Consider the following 17,403-nt stretch of genomic DNA (forward strand, 5'->3'; position numbering starts at 1 on the left):
CAAATGATGTTTAGGCAATACTTAGGCCAAAATTAGTACAAAGAGCACCTAAGCCACCTTTAAAACCACTGCCAATTGCATTAAATTTCCACTCAGCACCATTACGATAGAGTTCAGCAACAACGATCGCTGTCTCAATCGAAAAATCTTCACCCAAATCATAGCGAATGAGCTCCGTTCCTCCATCTTCATTGAAAACACGCACATAAGAGTTAGCAACTTGTCCAAAACTTTGTTTACGTGCATCTGCGTCATGAATGGTGATCGTAATGGCTATCTTTTCAACGCCAGCAGGAATCTGAGACAGATCGATTTTAATTTGCTCATCATCACCATCACCTACACCGCTCCGATTGTCACCAGTATGAACGACGGCACCATCTGCGCCTTTAGGATTATTGTAAAAAACAAAATCTTTTTCATCTTTTACTTTACCTGAACCAGCTAGTATAAAGGCAGATGCATCAAGATCAAAATCATGACCACCATCATATTTATTTGTATCCCAACCTAAACCGATCACAATTTTTTTAAGACCAGGGTTGGTTTTCGTTAAGTCTACCTTTTGACCTTTACTTAAACTAACGGCCATGTGAATTCCTCCTATTTTTTTATGAGTTTACTCATCAAACATAACGTCCAACCACTGCATTAATTGAAGTGTCTTGGGTACTTTGCCCAAGAGCGCCAAATTTCCACTCTCCTTGGCGACGATATACTTCACCAACAATAAGCGCCGTTTTACCGGCATAATTATCCGTTAAATTATACCGAGTGATTTCTTCCATATTTCCTTTATTGACCACACGGATAAATGCATTTTTGATCATGCCAAAATCTTGTTTACGTTTCTGACAATCATAAATATTCACTACAAAAACTATTTTATGTACATTGTCCGGTACTTTATTTAATTGGATTATAATTTGTTCATCATCACCGTCGCCCCCACCAGTAAGATTATCTCCCAAATGAGTGACACTACCGCAAGGACTTTTTAGGTTATTAAAAAAAATCACATGTTCTTTGCGAGTAAATTTGTCGTTGACATCAAGCAATATTGCTGATGCGTCGCAGTCAAATTCGGCTTTCTTATTACCGAATAAGCCACTCAAAAACCCACCGCCTGATTGCTCTACAGGATCCCAACCCAAACCAACAATTAGTTCTGAAAGCCCAGCATTACCTTTAGTTAAATCAATCTTTTGACCTTTTTGTAAACTGATCGCCATAACTGACTCCCTTCACATGTAACAAATAATACTTACCTTTGTCTATTCGATTCAATGTTCTTTAAATCCTCCATTTTTTTATAGATTTCATATTGATTATATAAATTATTCCATTTTTAATCCCATTATATTCCTATAGTAAAATAATAAATGAATGCTAACTGTGCAACATTACCATTGCACAATTAGCATTCATCAAGTGAAATTTAAATTCATCTTTCTCAAACTGCTGTTGACAATAAGCTCAGCCCCGGCACAAACAAATTACTTTATCGCGCCGGGGCTGAGTTTATTTGGAGTTATCCTTACAGTGATTTCTTTATAACACAAGCATATCATTCGCGTCGAATGACCAGTGCGGATTATATGCGACTTCCCAATAATAGCCGTTCGGGTCGGTAAAATATCCGCTGTACCCGCCCCAGAAAACCTTCTGCGGTTCTTTGGCAATAACAGCTCCCGCTTTTTTCGCAAGTTCCATGATGTCATGCACTTCGGCTTCGCTTTTCACATTGTAGGCCAGCGTGATTCCAGCGAATCCTGCGGCAATCTTTGGCGGGGTTTTCTCGTTAATATCCTCTGCTAGAAGCGCCAATGGATACAGTTCAAATTTTGTGCCAGTAGTGTTAAAGAAAACCACCTTGGGAGTATCTTCTTTTTCATCGGTGGCAAAGCCAAGCCCATCGCGATAAAAGCGGATAGATTCAGCCATATCCTTTACGCCGAGGCAAATAATGCTGATTCTGTTCATGATGAATTTCTCCTTTCATCTTTTCAATGCTCGCAGTAGGAAGACTCGCTGTGGGGGACGGTTTCAGCTAAATTAAGTAAAAAACCTTCATTTTTGTCTTGAAAAACACATGGTAACTTTGGGTTTGGACGTGTCCAGATTGTCTCTTTTTCCACCTCAATTACCATTCCGATTTGTTCCTGACTTAATAGGGACCCTCCCCTTGATTCATATAGTTTTTTAATACTTTGGTTTACATTAAGAATTAATTTTATATATTTCATTCATAAAAAATAATTCTTTTATAGTTATGTTTTCCTGTTTTAATAGCAAAATCCTGCACAACGCATCATACGCAATGCAAGATTTTTCATCATTTTCCTTAGATTATCGCATTTTTCAAAGCCAGAAGGGACGTCAGACTGTGCGAAGGTTTACTAGAAAACAAACTAAAGCGAATTCAGGCAAAATCGTGTTTAATAATAACCCCTATGTCTTGCACGGGAATACTGAATTGAATTACCGCTACTTATCGTCTAGTGGTAAATAACAAAGATACAATGTCGCCATTGCGCCTTTATTATTCACCAAGAATTAATTTTAAAATAAGCATAGACTCAATAAGGCGTCTTCGGTAAGCCTAACCTGAATTTCCCCCTTGTTTCAATTCCCCCTACACCTTCAATCCCTGTGACCGTTGCTGTAATGGCATCATTAATATCTAAGGTTTTATTGATGGGTGTAAAAGCCACTTTTTCAGCAATAAATACTGGATCATACGCATGAATAAAAATACGCGCTTAGATTTTACACTTACGTTTACCACTAAGTATTTCTAAAATGAGTTCATGAAAAAACCGATGAAGTCGATCTAATGCTGCTTCTGAGGGTTTACCAATATGTATTACTGGCATACTTTTCACCTCCGTTGCTACATTATATTCATTGGTTTATGAAATTTAACTTCTATTTTTTACTCAAAATTTAATTCATCTATCTCAAGCTGCTGTTGATAATAAACCCAGCCCCAGAACAAGCAAATTGTTTTATCGTGCTGGGGCTGAGTTCGTTTAGATTTTTCTTACAGTAATTTCTTTACAACACAAACATAATTACTCAGCATTTTCCCGTTCAAATTCTGCAATAGCATTTTCATAAAGGGTCAAGTAGAATTCTACGTAACGAAATTGTAGTTTCCGATATATTGTATGGATGCATATCGTATGTCGATAAAAAAATTCGTGATACCATCGCAGAATCCATGTTCAAGCTAAACATATGATTTCTGCTCACATTGAGCCCTAGTGAATATTCTTGTGCAACAGTACCAGCATTCCGGCGTTATGATACCACATTGTTTTTGCTCGATTAATATTCTTTGGAAACATGTATATTTGTCAAAACCTTGCCGCAACTGCAGTACGTAGCAACCTTTACAGGTATACATGTTTACGGTATCCTCCACAAAAGCAAAAAGAATACAACTTACAGCTAGTATCCAATGGCCGGACAGGTGGTACAATGTGCTCCGGAATACTCACCTAGCAGAAAAGTTCGTTAAAAAAGGAACGAACATCCACCTAAACGTTCTTACAAATACTGAATCTGAAGTTAAGGATAAAACTAAAATTACTGAGAAAAAATGTATCAGAGTGGAGTTTATAACATTTTCATTAAAAGAACCAATTATATTATCGTCGATGCAATTAGGTCCTTTCTACTTACTTAGTTACAGTGGCATATTCAATTAGTCCTTTTTGGTACAAATTGCGCACACCAGCGCGAATACATCCCCTTGAGCCGATGTAGTCTACTTGATATTTTTTTGCCAATTCTAATATATCAGTATCAGATGCTTTTTCAATCCTTAATGCTTCAGCAGTAAGGAACCAGCCTCGTTCTGGCTCGGTTTTTAAATTTTTAAGCAATGTGCTATTGACCACTGGCACAACAACTTTAGAATTTTTTATTTTAATTGTCCCCTGTTTTAATAGATCCAGCATCGTCTTTATACAGCCAGCAGTGTCCTCATTTATTATATTTTTGCTACGCTTAGTAATTTCTTCAATAATATTTTCTCGACTTACATTAGGATCATTCTGAAAAAGTTCAATAGTTATTTCCATGCGATGACCATTTCTCCCCTTACTGTAATCCATCTTATACCCCTCACAATTTTTTAGTTTTATGTAAATAAATCATATAATTTATTCTAAAAATGATATGGCAACGATTCGTGCAAAATACTATAGCATGAGTAACTCAACGCCCCTTCACTTCAGTCTTAACGGACTGTATCGCTTAAGTCTAAGATCACCACTTTGAATTCAAAGCAGAGTAACCTTACCAAACAGGATTCTCACCTGCTTTATAGCTAGCATCTTCTGGGTACATCCTCCCCTACTTTCGGAATGATAAGGGACGGTGAAGCGTCTTTATACTTCATTTAGTTTTTTATTCCAAGATACTTTACCGTCCCCTGTTCTCTCCTGTCATAAGTATTCTACTACCTAATAGTTGAATGTTACTGCTTGATTATTGCAGTAACAGGGAATGTAATTAATTTTTATATTTACCTAATCTTATATTTTTGATCTAACAAACAAGGAACTTCACTAGCCCTACTTAGGTCATATATTTTTTTTGCCTCTTTAATTGCATCCATATTATAATTTTTTGATACAGCCAGACCTGTTTGTTTTGACGCGTATAGCAAATTTTGATTTTGCAAAACTTCATTTGACAAATCCTTTGAAAGAAACATCTCTTCCGAATACAAAAAAATAATGTAGTTAATTATAGATAATTGTTCTTTCAAAGATAATGTATTAAATTTTTTATAGAAACTCCTATATCGTTTATCCGTTGAGTCAATAAACATCATAACAATAGTGCTATTTTCCAACGGAAATACACAAATATGAAGTTCTTCTACTTTATATTTAGGATCTTGGCAATATATATCATTAATAAGCTTTCCATCTAAATCTACAACTAAAGCGACCATAGATTGAAAAGTTATCGGCACAACATAATTCAATTTTGCATAATAAAATAAATAATATTCGCTACTCTCTTTTTTCCGACTAAGTCTTTTGGCTTTATCATATAGCTTTTTAGACAGTGGGGACGTTCCTATTTTGTCAACATCTTGCTACTATACCTTGTGATATCCCTGTTGCCATTTCAATTTATCGTATCGATAATCCTTCCTTTTTTAACTGCCGAATTACAGTCTCATGCTCTCACTTCGGTCAAGATGCCATTTCATATGATTTTCTGCCATCAATAATAAACTGGATTTTTCGACGTATTTGCTCATCATTCATAGGAATTTTTATCGATACTCCAATTTTTTCTTGAAAAATATTATGCAGGCATATCCATTCATTTCTTCTTACCATAGCTAAGGAAAATATTGTATCTGCTACATTTGCACCGTTAAGATATTCTCTATATCTACTATGCCTATAGCCTTCCATCTTTGCTACCATACCTGCTTTCACAGCATGTTGTATAACATTTTAATGACAAAAAAAGGAACGTCCCCATCGTCATAAGGACGACAAATAATACATGGAGAATATCACGAAGTAATGGCTCGCACGGATGAGCGACTAGCTAATCATCTAAATCTTTATAAACGAAAGCAGATGATAGTTGAGCATCCATTTGGTACAATAAAGCGTACTTTAGGATATTCTTACTTCTTGTTGCGCGGAATTGAAAAAGTGAAAGGCGAGGCGGTTATGTATTGTTTGATGTATAACCGAAAACGCGTGCTCAATATTTTAGGAACTGACAGATTAATTGCGGCTATTAGGAAGTTCTCAGGGCTTTCTTTGGCCTTTACCTCTATTTTTATTGAATATCGGCAATTGAAGCTAATATCTACACAAATTTTTGAGTGTTTTCGCACAGCCTGACGTCCCCATCGTCCAAATGCTACGTATCATCTCTAACGGCGAAAACCATTTTAAATTTAATAAGTCATATTATGTATGATATATTGACAACATTATATTCTATTGGGACAAATAACCTCTTCTCATCTCCCTCAATGATTCTTCAATACTTCAACAGCTCCCACTATATCCTTTTCGTTAGCAATCAATATTCATTTTTTGTAATTTCAAGATATACTGCAAACTCTATATTCCCACCTGCATCACTGACTAACGCACTCTTCTTAAACTCTTCTTGTGAGCATCCAATTAATTCCTCAATATTATCAGGATCATTAAGGACTACCATTATTATTCGATTGGAAACCCATACTACTGCACATTCAGTTAATAACCCCTCATCCCGATTCTCTTTCAGCAAAATACGAACAGGATACCGTTGGCCCATCGCCACCATATTTTTCAATTCTTCAAAGGTGATCCCCTCTTGCTTAATAAATATTCTATTTTCCCTATCCATATAAGTTTTGGAAAATTCTGTAGGCACTACTTTTTTCATTTTTTCTTTTTTAAGTAAATCTTTATCTATGATAAAAACCTCCTCTTTATGCATCATTCTAACTTTGTCCCTCACGTTTCCGTAAACAAACAGTTTTAATAAAAAATCCTTCGCATCATTCCAAGAAATAGTCCTGCCAACAGGAAGCATGCCTAAGTGAACAAGTTTATCACAAATTAAAAAAGGAGCGTATTTTTTTACATTATCTATAACTACTTGATTCTTAACAGATCCCCCTTTGCCTGCTGCCATTCTACCACTATGAGTTATAACAAATACATCATCATTAATTTTAGCAGAAGTATCAAAGCAAAGCCCCAATGTTGTATGTGGAGCCAAGTCAAAATCATCGATCGCTAAAAACAACGTGGTAGTTGCTTTTCGATTACCCCATTTAGGGTGATTTTGTGTTTTTTGCTCAGCTTTAATTGCAAGGCGATATATTTGATCGTTACCATCAATATCCTGAATAACGAAGCTTCTGAAAAAGGCTCTCACTGAACTGCCTGCGGCGTTACCATAATTACGGTGACTGATCCCGATATCCTCTTTTATCGTCAATCCCCCATAGCTGATCGGAAGATATGGAGCGATTGGTTCGCTGAGTAGAAAGTTATTAAATTCAGCAATTAATCCTTGCATCACCTTCGGTGTTTCTAACCCTAAAATACATTCTTCAAAGATTAAAGATTCCAGATATTGTGGATTCGTAACTTCCATATAAGACATTCTTTCAGCCCAAACAGAATCATCTAGAAATTCAAGCTCTGTTTCATTCAAAATCTGTTCATACGTCGGGAATTCTTCTAATAACATCCAATTTCCGTCATTACTCATATGGTAAACTTTTGCATTAAATAGATCGCAGCTATTACATATTGCAACAAATTTACAACTAAGGATTTTTTGATAGTCAAGTACTTGCTCTTTAACCTCATCTGTTAATGGAACATCTGGTGCTTTAATTTCAATTACAAAAACAGGTCTTCCCTGTTCTTCTTCTGCATCATATCCCCAAACTACTATATCAGCTCTTCTACGCGACCTAGGATCGATATGATATAACGGATATTCTGTAGATATAACTTGAATTGGATAGTCATATTTTTCTACAAGATTCTGAACAAATTCTTGACGCACCCTTTCTTCAGGACCATCTAGAACAAAAATTTTTCTCGATTGATCAAACAACGCTTGTTTCCCTAACCGATAGTACTTTTTTAGCATAAAAATACCACCTTAAAATAATTACTTAGCATTAGCTGTTCCATTTAGTTCATACTCCTCATAATAAACCCTGGTAAACAAATCGTCATATAATTCCTGGAGCTTGGTGATCAGTTCCCCTAATCGCTCTTGCCGAAAAGTAACCCCATTATGAGTTTGCCGATAAGGACACTCCTCAATCTGCATTCCTAGTGTTTTTTCTTCTCTGGTTCTAAACCTAGCAAATTCTCGTAGACATATATGCACCTCATCACTATCCTCCATGCACGCTGCTGTAATGTATATATTTGTATTTTGAGTACGTTTAACTTCTTTTACCTCTGACACATTTACCCATGTAATCTCTTTTGATAATTTCATACTTATTCCTTCCTCTTTATTTTTTATCATTTAACTGAATCATTGCTCTAGAAATTACCTGTGAATTTTATAAGAAAATTATTTCAATATTCAATTTATTTACCATGTAACTTCACGTTACCAAATGGGTTATGAAGAGTGGATTTATGCCTATTTACATATGCTTCGACCTCTGTCTGTTGAAATCTCCACATACCGTTACTATCTAATTTTTTACCGCTCAATTCTCCATTTCTAGCCCATGTCTTTACCGTTCCAACCGCTACATTTAATACTTCTGCTATTTCTTTAGATTTCAATAGTCGTATAGTAGGGTCTGGTGACTTTTTTTTCATATTACCAAATGGGTTATGTATTTTCGAGTTAGCGAAAGAATAATGATGTTCTGGTTCTGGCCACTTGAATGGTCGTGCAATTGATATTTGATCGTCCCCTATTAGATAGGATTCAATATCTACTTGTTCAAATCTCCACATTCCATTTTCACCTAATTGTATACCAATCAACTTTCTATTTCTAGCCCATATTTTCACAGTTCCAACTGTCACACCTAACTTTTTTGCTACTTCATCGACTTTTAACAATTTCATATTAATACCTCTCTTTTTTTGTGCTATCTGTATTATATCATATATAATTTTCCAAATGTCTGTATGTTTCTATACGATTATAAAGTTATCCAATTGTAAAAACAAAGGAGGACAGTGGGGACGTTCCGAGGACAGAAGGAGGACAGTGGGGACGTTCCTATTTTGTCAACATCTTGCTACTATACCTTGTGATATCCCTGTTGCCCTTTCAATTTATCGTATCGATAATCCTTCCTGTTTTAACTGCCAAATTACAGTCTCATGCTCTGACTTCGGTCAAAATGCCATTTCATATGATTTTCTGCCATCAATAATAAACTGGATTTTTCGAAGTATTTACTCATCATTCATAGGAATTTTTATCGATACTCCAATTTTTTCTTGAAAAATATTATGCAGGCATATCCATTCATTTCTTCTTACCATAGCTAAGGAAAATATTGTATTTGCTACATTTGCACCGTTAAGACATTCTCTATATCTACTATGCCTATAGCCTTCCATATTCGCTACCATACCTGCTTTCACAGCATGTTGTATAACATTTTAAAGACAAAAAAGGAACGTCCCCATCGTCATAATACATAAAGATGAGTGTACGAAAAACAAACGTGGCCGGCAAATAATACATGGGGAATATCACGAAGTGATGTCGCGTACGGATGAGCGGCTAGCGAATAATTTGAAACTTTACAAACAGCGACAAATGATAGTTGAACATCCTTTTGGTACAATAAAACGTACTTTTGGATATACGTATTTCTTGTTGCGTGGTATAGAAAAAGTGAGAGGTGAGGCGGTTATGCATTGTTTAATGTATAACCTAAAACGTGTGCTCAATATTATGGGAGCCAAGCAATTGATAGCGGCAATCAGATAGCTTAAATGCTACTATTTGATTATAGCCGTTATTTTTATGATAAATTGACCTTTGGAGATTAATTTTGAGGCTGAAAGTTAAGCGTTTTCGCACAGCCTAACGTCCCCATCGTCACTCAGAAGGGACGTCAAACTCACTAGACTTAACGAACATACAAGAGTATGCGGATTATAGATATTCTAGTGAGTTCTTAGATAGACCTGTTCTAGAACGCCTGAGAGACGATATAAGAGACAAAATTATTAGAGAGGTCTTGTCGAAGGTTCATCAGAGGATAAACGAACTAAAGCGAGTTCAGGCAAAATCGTGCTTAATAATAACCCCTATGTCTTGCACGGGAATACTGAATTGAATTACCGCTACTTATCGTCTAGTGGTAAATAACAAAGACACAATGTCGCCATTGCGCCTTTATTATTCATTCAGAATTAATTTAAAAATAAGCATAGACTCAATAAGGCGTCTTCGGTAAGCCTAACCTGAATTTCCCCCTTGTTTCAATTCCCCCTACACCTTCAATCCCTGTGACCGTTGCTGTAATGGCATCATTAATATCTAAGGTTTTATTGATGGGTGTAAAAGCCACTTTTTCAGCAATGAATACTGGATCATACGCATGAATAAAAACACGCATCGGTGCACTGGCAAAATTAGCACCTGCAGCCAAAATGGCTTCAAAACAAGATTGGCAAGCCCCGGCAAAAATCACTAAATCATCTCGAGCTGGTTCAAAAATTCTGGCATTTTTCACAGCTTCAATAAAATGTTTAGAATTACGGTAGTTCTTCACATCGCTTAAATCTTTTTTCCCACCACTGAGTAATGCATCATGACCAGTTAAAACCAAAATATCGGGACGATATTCATCAATCAGAGCAATCACATGTTCTGCTTGTTCAGATTCATCAATACAGCGACCGACAGCTTCAATATTAAGTTGCTGATATGTCTTTAAACACATTTTAAGATATTCTTCATCCCCGTCAAGATGCAAAACTTTACCAGGAATATCGAAAAAATCAAACTTTTTTAAGGCTTCAGAACGATTCATTTCTGTCTTCTCTCGCTCTGCACCACGACGATTCATAATTCTTTTCAAACCGTCGTTGTGAACAAATTCTAAATCCACAATTTCTTTACACAGTTTAGCTACACCAACAAGTTCAAGATCTGCCATTGGTGCATCGGCCATCAAACGCAAATACATTCCTTTTAGCACACAATGCAATTCTCCGTTATCATTTTCAACTATATCTGTTACTTTAAATACAATGTCACCACCGTGAGATTTACGAATCACTAAATCCCCTATTTCTACATTAGGCATTCTAATTCCCCTCCTCTCTCACTTACTACATACTATGTAGCGTAAGAAGGAACTGCCACATCCTATGTGAACTCCAAGGAAGAAAGGAATACAAATATTTTGTCTCTTCTACTTTATATGTAGCAAAAATCACTATCTGCCAATATACTGTATTAAACCAGTGGCCACAAAGGTCACATGCATCGCGCTCAAAATATTCGAGGTGATGGCGCATGATCACTGTGGTTGTTCCAGCAAAAAATGAGGCTGGTCGCATTGCAACAGTACTACAAAATCTTAGCACACTACCCATCGATCATATTATTGTAGTAGCAAATGGCTCAAATGATAACACAATGCAAGAAGTCTTAGGTCTGGGCATCCCCAAACTACAAATTCTCTTTTTTCAGGAACGTTTAGGTATTGATATCCCCCGGGCGATCGGCGCGAAGGTGGCCTTCGCCCTCGGTAGTGACGTGGTGGCCTTTGTCGATGGCGACATGGTGGGAACATTTGCTGATAACCTATTACAACTCATTGATCAAGTCCTGCTCAAACATTCAGATCTTGCCTTAACCAACTGCTATCCGTCTCCTCCAAGACACATCGAACGTTACAATCCGACCTTTCAATGGCGTTTGAACCTTAATAAAGAATTGGGTCTCGATAAGAAAATAAATTTATCAACACCATCTCATGGTCCCCATGCCGTTTCACGTCATTTTTTAGAAACTATTCCCATTCGAGAACTAGCGATTCCTCCTGTATCCTTAGCACTAGCGAGGATCAACAAGTTAAAAATTGATGTCGCGACAACCATTCCTCATTATCAATTGGGGTCATCCCTCAAAACTCATGTACACAGTACGAAAATCATTGAAACCATTGTCGGCGACTGCTTAGAAGCAATCAGCGTTTTTCAGAATACACCTCGCACTCGCCAATGGCAAAATAAAACCTATCTTGGCTATCATAGCGAGCGACGTTTTGATTTATTAGACAAATTTTTTAATGAAAAACCCTGCTCTACATAAGAGCAGGGTTTCGTTATTTATAAGTTATTGTATCCACACGTTCGAAAGGGCAGCAAATTCATCTAGAGATAATGTTTCTCCACGGCGAGCGCCATCAATCCCAGTTTTTTCCAAAATTATCTTTAGGGTTTCAATTGGTACACCTGTGGTTTTGAGGGTATTAAGTAGCGTCTTACGTCGTTGAGCAAAAGCAGCCCTCACGACTCTGAAAAAGATCTTTTCATTAACCTGCACAGGTGGTTTCTCACGGACTGTGCAACGAATAACTGCTGAATCTACAGATGGCGGCGGAATGAAAGAATCAGGTTTTACGACAAACATAATCTCCGCCTTCGTGTAATACTGAACTGCAACAGATAAAGCTCCATAGTCTTTAGTACCAGGAGAAGCGACCATACGCTCGGCTACTTCCTTTTGCACCATGGTTACCAGTACATCAATCGGCATCCGTGCTTCAAGCAAACCCATAATAATCGGTGTCGTAATATAGTAAGGCAAGTTAGCAACAACTTTATACTGAGGTGCCCCCACTGTCTCTGCAATATTAATACGCAAAATATCCCCATGTACGACACGGACATTTTCATAACCTTCTAACGTCTTGCTCAGTACCTCTAGCAGGCGTCGATCAATTTCTACGGCAGTCACTTGAGCACCAGCTTCAGCGAGACCTTGGGTTAACGTTCCAATACCAGGACCGATTTCCAGCACTGCATCACCCGGTTTAATATCCGCAGCATCGACAATACTCTTGACTACATGTTCATCAATTAGAAAATTTTGCCCTAATTTTTTGCTCATGCGTATCCCAAATCGTTTTAAGATATGCAATGTGACTTCTTTTTGTGCAATCGTCGGCTGTGTCATTTCATGGCCTCCAAATTTTTTTTAAATTGAATCACTGAGTTCTTGCAATGCTTGCTCAAATTCAGTACGAGTTACTCCATAATTATTTAAACGCTGCAAAAAGGTTTTGGCATTAGCATAACCAATTCCTAGTTTAGCTCCTACTAAAGCTCGTCTCGTTGAAGAATCATGACTGCCATTTAATCCTGAGTTCATAATATCAAATAAGCCAAACTCATGACCAGGCTGAAAATCCAGATAACGCACCTTCGATAAAGCTGCGCGAATGGCCTCACCAGAGGCTTGCTCAATACCAACATCATTTTTTGCAGTTGCATCTTCTTTTGGAACAAAAGCATGTTTTGCTTCAGGAAAGCGTTGACTCAAAAAACTCCGAATACGTTCACCTGCGCTATCAGGATCTGTCAAAATAATAATGCCACGTTTATCATAAGCTTGTTGAATTTTAGCTAAGCTATACGAAGAGAGGCCAAAGCCTCCTGTTGTAAGGCAATCGGCATCAACTGCTCTCTTTACAGCATGTACATCATTCTTACCCTCAACGACTATTACTTCTTTTATCATATTTTTACCACTCTTTATCTTCTTTTCAATATAATATCAAAAAAAGAACAGGGAGTATACCCCCTGTTAGAACCGGCTCTAAAAGCTTGTATTAATTAAGAACATATACTTTTACTGATCGCCTGCCAAATCGCATGGCTTCGCTATAGTCTTCAATACATAGATCAATCCGATTACCTACGATGGCACCACCAACATCAGCGGCCAAAGCTACACCATAGCCCTGTACATAGACCTCTGTTCCCAAAGGAATCACATTAGGATCAACGGCTACGATTCCATGACGTGCTGATATTCCAGTAGCAGTAAGACCAGCAGCTGAACCATCTGTAGGCAAGTAAGCACTCGCCTCCATCATTTCCACTCGACTAAATCTCATAGCTCCCCGAGAAGTTTCCACCGTATCACGTGTGCCAACATGGATGATCCGCGGTTTTGGTTGTTCTGTAATGACTTCACTGATCGGTTGAGCACTGACTTCGACTCCATCGGCAAATTGCAAACGTGAAGTCACTTTTTTAGTTCCATCTTCACCTTCTGCTACGATTCTTTCTACACCCTTTTCCAAGGTAGAATCAGGTTGATGAATAATGGTAAATCGCTCAGGCACCTGACTTTCAACTACTTTTTCCGTAAGCGTAACAACTTGGATGTGCATATTCGGTTCAACTTTTGCCTGTTCACTCGGTATGAGTTTCAGATCAGGCTTATTGACACCCAAACTTTCCGCGAGTTCACCAACTGTACGTTTTGCAGTAAGCACGACTTCAGTCTTACCTTGATAAGCAATCGTAACTGGTACAGCTCTTTGTACTGAAATAACAGTATCGTTTACCAACTTAGCTGTTGATAGACGATATTCATCCTTAGGACCTAATTTTACCCCGGCTTGTACCAAAACATCTTCCGGTTTGCTATGTAATGTGCTAATAACCATAGTAGAGTCGTCAACCGCAATGTGTACCTTTTTGTTGGCAAACATAAAGCCTGTTGCTAAGAGCAAAACAACGACGAGTACTAGAATTAGGGGTAGCAACTTCTTTCGAAAAAATAGCTTTTTTAGCTCATTCTTACCCATGCAATCCCTCCTTTTTAAACGTTTGCACATTATACCACAAGTATTATTTTTTGTCTAATCATTTTTTTACTTTTATTAAATTATTTGCCATAACCTCCTACTTTATGCATCTGATAAAAACATGAATTCATCCCTTTAGATAAGAGTATAGAAGCAGCGTAGATCAGGAAGAATCTGATCTCTTCTAACTCATAAAAAAGAGTGAATATCTTTTATCAAGATATTCACTCAGTCAATTAATTATTCTTTTATTCTAAAGAGCCTTTTCGTATTAGCATCCGTCGCCTTTGCCAAATCTACGAAGTCCATTCCACGTAACTGTGCGACTTGCTCAGCTACTATTTTTACATAAGCAGGTTCATTACGTTTGCCACGATGAGGATGGGGCGTTAAATAAGGACAATCAGTTTCTACCAATAGTCTCTCTAGAGGAACAGTTGCTACAATTTCCGGCAGCTTCGCTGCATTTTTAAAAGTAACAGGTCCAGCGATGGAAATATATAAACCTAATTTTATTACTTCTTTCGCCATCTCTAAACTGCCTGAAAAACAGTGCAATACACCCTTTAGACCTTTGGCCTCTTTTTTTAAAATTTCTAGAATATCACCATGAGCATCACGATCATGAATAATAAAAGGCATATCCATTTGACGAGCGACATCAAGTTGCCGTATAAATACAGTACGTTGGAGATCACGAGGCGAAAAATCATAGTAATAATCCAAACCAATTTCACCAATGGCTACAACTTTGGTTAGCTTACTCCATGCTGCTAACTGTTCATAGTCCGTTTCCTGAACAGACTTAGCATCATGAGGATGAATCCCCACCGCAGCATAAATGCTATCATATTTTTCTGCCAGCTCCACTGATCGAGCTGAAGACGCCATGCATGCTCCCGCATTAATCATACCTGTTACACCGTTTTCTAAGGCTCTTGCAATAACCTCATCACGATCTACATCAAATTTTTCATCATCAATGTGTGCATGAGAATCAAATAACATCTTACTTCACCCGACTGCCTGGCAACATATCGGTTGCCGTGACGAGTGTTAATTTTTCACCGCATGAAGCAGCTAATACCATCCCTCGTGATTCAATACCACGAATTTTTGCTGGTTTTAGATTAATAATCATCACTACATCTTTGCCAACAAGTTCTTCTGGCGCATAATGCTTAGCAATACCTGAAATAATTGTACGTTGTTCGCACCCTAAATCAACAGTTAATTTCAGCAATTTATCAGCCTTGGCGACTTTTTCAGCAGCGAGCACTTTAACTACGCGCAAATCCATTTTTGCAAAATCTTCGATTGTAATTTCTGGTGTATCAAGGGCAGGTTGAGCTACTATTTCAGTTTTTACTGGAGCCGAAACGGGTTCTGCTACACTAGGGGCTTCCACTGGCTTGTCTTCAATTCGCGGAAAAATCGGCGCAGGCTTACCAACTGTTGTTCCAGCAGGTAATTTACCCCATCCCTTTACATCATCCAAAGATACAGTACCAAAGTCTTGCGCGATACCCAATTGCGCCCAAATCTTCGGACCTGTGATCGGCATTAATGGATAAATTAAAATGGAGATGATCCGCAGTGTTTCAGCTAAATTATAGAGTACAGTATTGAGCCGTCCTCTTTTGGCTTCATCTTTCGCCAATGCCCATGGACCTGTTTCGTCAATATATTTATTGGTGCGGCTAATTAATGCCCATATGACCTTAATTGCTGCATTAATATCCATCTCATCCATCGATTTTTCATATTGCGCAACAGTTTGCTCAGCTAATTGAAGAAGTTCTCGATCAAGATCCTCGCTATCAGTTCCAGCAATAATCATACCGTTATTAAAACGCCCAATCATACTCAAGGTTCTATGCAGTAAATTACCCAAATCGTTGGCTAAATCCGCATTAATACGGTTAATAAGAGCTTCTCTAGAAAAATTCCCATCCATGCCTAAAGTAATCTCTCTGAGCAGAAAATAGCGAATGGCATCAGGTCCAAATTCGTCAATTAAAACAAGAGGATCAATGACGTTGCCTTTGGATTTGGACATTTTGTCCCCTTCCATAATGAGCCAGCCATGTCCGTACACTTTCTTAGGAATTTCAATATTAAGAGCCATCAAAATAACAGGCCAAATAATACTATGAAAACGCACAATTTCCTTACCTACCAAGTGTATATCGGCAGGCCAAAATTGTTCAAATTTTTCTCGATTATCTAGATACCCCGCAGCTGTAATATAGTTCGTTAACGCATCAAACCATACATAAACAACATGCTTAGGATCAAAAGGTACAGGAATTCCCCAATCAAAAGTCGTCCGAGAAACACATAAATCTTCTAGACCGCCTTTAATAAAATTAATCATCTCATTTCGACGAGAAACCGGTTGAATAAAATCAGGATTTTCTTCAATATAGGTCAATAAGCGGTCTTGATATTTGGACATGCGAAAAAAATAACTTTCCTCTTGGACTATTTCTACATTCCGACCACAATCAGGACATTTATCATCAACTAATTGACGTTCAACCCAAAAAGTTTCACACGGCGTGCAGTAGCGACCTTCATAAGCGGCTTTGTAAATGTCGCCTTGATCATAAATTTTTTGAAAAATATCTTGTACAACTTTATGATGACGTTTTTCTGTCGTACGAATAAAATCATCATTGGAAATATTAAGTTTTTCCCATAAATGCTGGAATGAAGCTACAATTTTATCAACATATTCAATGGGAGTAATTTGCTTTTCCGCAGCTTTACGCTGAATCTTTTGTCCATGCTCATCGGAACCCGTCAAAAAGAGTACATCATAACCAGATAAGCGTTTATATCTGGCCATTGTGTCTGCAATCGTCGTTGTATAGGCATGACCGATGTGCAAATTATCACTTGGATAATAGATAGGTGTTGTGATATAAAATGATTTTTTTTCCATTGTTAGATAAGCCTCCTCATACTATATAACCTTTTGTTTAAGCCTTGCACCAATAACAAAAAATTTCTATTCTTTCATCATTATTCCTATAATACAAAAAATATACACGTCTGTCGAACCTATT

The 17,403-nt window shown here is 37.5% G+C and carries 19 protein-coding genes; 3 read left to right on the forward strand and 16 right to left on the reverse strand.

Going from position 1 to position 17,403, the window contains the following annotated elements; genetic code table 11:
- Window positions 1-10 precede the first annotated feature (10 nt).
- The 7 genes from ACAN52_RS01605 to ACAN52_RS01635 all read right to left on the reverse strand — a co-directional run bounded on the left by ACAN52_RS01605 (window position 11) and on the right by ACAN52_RS01635 (window position 5,456).
- Entirely contained in the window at window positions 11-592 is a 582-nt protein-coding gene (locus ACAN52_RS01605; RefSeq protein ID WP_378951206.1) for a TerD family protein, read from the reverse strand.
- Between the two features lie 34 nt (window positions 593-626).
- Window positions 627-1,232 (reverse strand): TerD family protein, encoded by a 606-nt coding sequence (locus ACAN52_RS01610; RefSeq protein ID WP_378951209.1) that lies wholly within the window; start codon window positions 1,230-1,232, stop codon window positions 627-629.
- A gap of 319 nt (window positions 1,233-1,551) precedes the next feature.
- Entirely contained in the window at window positions 1,552-1,983 is a 432-nt protein-coding gene (locus tag ACAN52_RS01615) for a VOC family protein (RefSeq protein ID WP_378951212.1), read from the reverse strand.
- 596 nt (window positions 1,984-2,579) lie between these two features.
- Window positions 2,580-2,756, reverse strand: coding sequence for a sporulation peptidase YabG (locus tag ACAN52_RS01620; protein ID WP_378951804.1), 177 nt, complete (start codon window positions 2,754-2,756; stop codon window positions 2,580-2,582).
- Window positions 2,757-3,683: 927 nt separating this feature from the next.
- Window positions 3,684-4,121 carry a hypothetical protein gene (locus ACAN52_RS01625; RefSeq protein ID WP_378951215.1) on the reverse strand — a complete coding sequence of 146 codons (438 nt, stop codon included), beginning with the start codon at window positions 4,119-4,121 and terminating at the stop codon, window positions 3,684-3,686.
- A gap of 413 nt (window positions 4,122-4,534) precedes the next feature.
- Window positions 4,535-4,990, reverse strand: a complete 456-nt coding sequence (locus ACAN52_RS01630) for a hypothetical protein (protein WP_378951218.1) — start codon at window positions 4,988-4,990, stop codon at window positions 4,535-4,537.
- A gap of 226 nt (window positions 4,991-5,216) precedes the next feature.
- Window positions 5,217-5,456, reverse strand: a complete 240-nt coding sequence (locus tag ACAN52_RS01635; protein ID WP_378951221.1) for a hypothetical protein — start codon at window positions 5,454-5,456, stop codon at window positions 5,217-5,219.
- A gap of 78 nt (window positions 5,457-5,534) precedes the next feature.
- Between ACAN52_RS01635 and ACAN52_RS01640 the strand changes: the two genes are divergently transcribed.
- Window positions 5,535-5,888: a transposase gene (locus tag ACAN52_RS01640; protein WP_378951807.1), complete on the forward strand. Its 354-nt coding sequence runs from the start codon at window positions 5,535-5,537 to the stop codon at window positions 5,886-5,888.
- Window positions 5,889-6,072: 184 nt separating this feature from the next.
- Here the strand turns inward: ACAN52_RS01640 and ACAN52_RS01645 are convergent, their stop codons facing one another.
- From ACAN52_RS01645 to ACAN52_RS01655, 3 genes are all read right to left on the reverse strand, one after another.
- On the reverse strand, window positions 6,073-7,653 hold the full coding sequence (locus ACAN52_RS01645) for a type I restriction enzyme HsdR N-terminal domain-containing protein (protein ID WP_378951223.1): 1,581 nt from the start codon (window positions 7,651-7,653) through the stop codon (window positions 6,073-6,075).
- Between the two features lie 21 nt (window positions 7,654-7,674).
- Complete coding sequence (locus tag ACAN52_RS01650; protein WP_378951226.1) at window positions 7,675-8,013, reverse strand: hypothetical protein; 339 nt, start codon at window positions 8,011-8,013, stop codon at window positions 7,675-7,677.
- 95 nt (window positions 8,014-8,108) lie between these two features.
- Window positions 8,109-8,603, reverse strand: a complete 495-nt coding sequence (locus ACAN52_RS01655; protein ID WP_378951229.1) for a helix-turn-helix domain-containing protein — start codon at window positions 8,601-8,603, stop codon at window positions 8,109-8,111.
- A gap of 580 nt (window positions 8,604-9,183) precedes the next feature.
- On the opposite strand from ACAN52_RS01655, the gene ACAN52_RS01660 reads away from it, so the two are divergent.
- Window positions 9,184-9,483, forward strand: coding sequence for a transposase (locus ACAN52_RS01660; RefSeq protein WP_378951810.1), 300 nt, complete (start codon window positions 9,184-9,186; stop codon window positions 9,481-9,483).
- A 451-nt stretch (window positions 9,484-9,934) separates the two neighbouring features.
- Here ACAN52_RS01660 and yabG read toward each other — a convergent pair whose 3' ends face one another.
- Window positions 9,935-10,810: a sporulation peptidase YabG gene (gene yabG, locus ACAN52_RS01665; RefSeq protein WP_378951232.1), complete on the reverse strand. Its 876-nt coding sequence runs from the start codon at window positions 10,808-10,810 to the stop codon at window positions 9,935-9,937.
- Window positions 10,811-11,022: 212 nt separating this feature from the next.
- Between yabG and ACAN52_RS01670 the strand changes: the two genes are divergently transcribed.
- Window positions 11,023-11,823: a glycosyltransferase family 2 protein gene (locus ACAN52_RS01670; protein ID WP_378951235.1), complete on the forward strand. Its 801-nt coding sequence runs from the start codon at window positions 11,023-11,025 to the stop codon at window positions 11,821-11,823.
- 24 nt (window positions 11,824-11,847) lie between these two features.
- Here the strand turns inward: ACAN52_RS01670 and rsmA are convergent, their stop codons facing one another.
- The 5 genes from rsmA to metG all read right to left on the reverse strand — a co-directional run bounded on the left by rsmA (window position 11,848) and on the right by metG (window position 17,279).
- Complete coding sequence (rsmA, locus tag ACAN52_RS01675) at window positions 11,848-12,690, reverse strand: 16S rRNA (adenine(1518)-N(6)/adenine(1519)-N(6))-dimethyltransferase RsmA (RefSeq protein WP_378951238.1); 843 nt, start codon at window positions 12,688-12,690, stop codon at window positions 11,848-11,850.
- Between the two features lie 21 nt (window positions 12,691-12,711).
- Window positions 12,712-13,254 (reverse strand): ribonuclease M5, encoded by a 543-nt coding sequence (gene rnmV / locus ACAN52_RS01680; protein ID WP_378951241.1) that lies wholly within the window; start codon window positions 13,252-13,254, stop codon window positions 12,712-12,714.
- A 91-nt stretch (window positions 13,255-13,345) separates the two neighbouring features.
- Window positions 13,346-14,332 carry a 3D domain-containing protein gene (locus tag ACAN52_RS01685; protein WP_378951244.1) on the reverse strand — a complete coding sequence of 329 codons (987 nt, stop codon included), beginning with the start codon at window positions 14,330-14,332 and terminating at the stop codon, window positions 13,346-13,348.
- Window positions 14,333-14,572: 240 nt separating this feature from the next.
- Window positions 14,573-15,340, reverse strand: coding sequence for a TatD family hydrolase (locus tag ACAN52_RS01690; protein WP_378951247.1), 768 nt, complete (start codon window positions 15,338-15,340; stop codon window positions 14,573-14,575).
- 1 nt (window position 15,341) lies between these two features.
- Entirely contained in the window at window positions 15,342-17,279 is a 1,938-nt protein-coding gene (gene metG / locus ACAN52_RS01695) for a methionine--tRNA ligase (RefSeq protein WP_378951250.1), read from the reverse strand.
- Between the last annotated feature and the right edge of the window lie 124 nt (window positions 17,280-17,403).

The organism is Pelosinus sp. sgz500959, from assembly GCF_042610375.1.
Lineage (GTDB): Bacteria > Bacillota > Negativicutes > DSM-13327 > DSM-13327 > CTSoil-075.

Excerpts from the sequence above, each read along its gene's own strand:
- ACAN52_RS01605 (WP_378951206.1), bottom strand. The coding sequence starts at position 592 with ATGGCCGTTAGTTTAAGTAAAGGTCAAAAGGTAGACTTAACGAAAACC.
- ACAN52_RS01610 (WP_378951209.1), bottom strand. The coding sequence starts at position 1,232 with ATGGCGATCAGTTTACAAAAAGGTCAAAAGATTGATTTAACTAAAGGT.
- ACAN52_RS01615 (WP_378951212.1), bottom strand. The coding sequence starts at position 1,983 with ATGAACAGAATCAGCATTATTTGCCTCGGCGTAAAGGATATGGCTGAA.
- ACAN52_RS01625 (WP_378951215.1), bottom strand. The coding sequence starts at position 4,121 with ATGGATTACAGTAAGGGGAGAAATGGTCATCGCATGGAAATAACTATT.
- ACAN52_RS01635 (WP_378951221.1), bottom strand. The coding sequence starts at position 5,456 with ATGGTAGCAAAGATGGAAGGCTATAGGCATAGTAGATATAGAGAATAT.
- ACAN52_RS01645 (WP_378951223.1), bottom strand. The coding sequence starts at position 7,653 with ATGCTAAAAAAGTACTATCGGTTAGGGAAACAAGCGTTGTTTGATCAA.
- ACAN52_RS01650 (WP_378951226.1), bottom strand. The coding sequence starts at position 8,013 with ATGAAATTATCAAAAGAGATTACATGGGTAAATGTGTCAGAGGTAAAA.
- ACAN52_RS01655 (WP_378951229.1), bottom strand. The coding sequence starts at position 8,603 with ATGAAATTGTTAAAAGTCGATGAAGTAGCAAAAAAGTTAGGTGTGACA.
- yabG (WP_378951232.1), bottom strand. The coding sequence starts at position 10,810 with ATGCCTAATGTAGAAATAGGGGATTTAGTGATTCGTAAATCTCACGGT.
- ACAN52_RS01670 (WP_378951235.1), top strand. The coding sequence starts at position 11,023 with ATGATCACTGTGGTTGTTCCAGCAAAAAATGAGGCTGGTCGCATTGCA.
- rsmA (WP_378951238.1), bottom strand. The coding sequence starts at position 12,690 with ATGACACAGCCGACGATTGCACAAAAAGAAGTCACATTGCATATCTTA.
- rnmV (WP_378951241.1), bottom strand. The coding sequence starts at position 13,254 with ATGATAAAAGAAGTAATAGTCGTTGAGGGTAAGAATGATGTACATGCT.
- ACAN52_RS01685 (WP_378951244.1), bottom strand. The coding sequence starts at position 14,332 with ATGGGTAAGAATGAGCTAAAAAAGCTATTTTTTCGAAAGAAGTTGCTA.
- ACAN52_RS01690 (WP_378951247.1), bottom strand. The coding sequence starts at position 15,340 with ATGTTATTTGATTCTCATGCACACATTGATGATGAAAAATTTGATGTA.
- metG (WP_378951250.1), bottom strand. The coding sequence starts at position 17,279 with ATGGAAAAAAAATCATTTTATATCACAACACCTATCTATTATCCAAGT.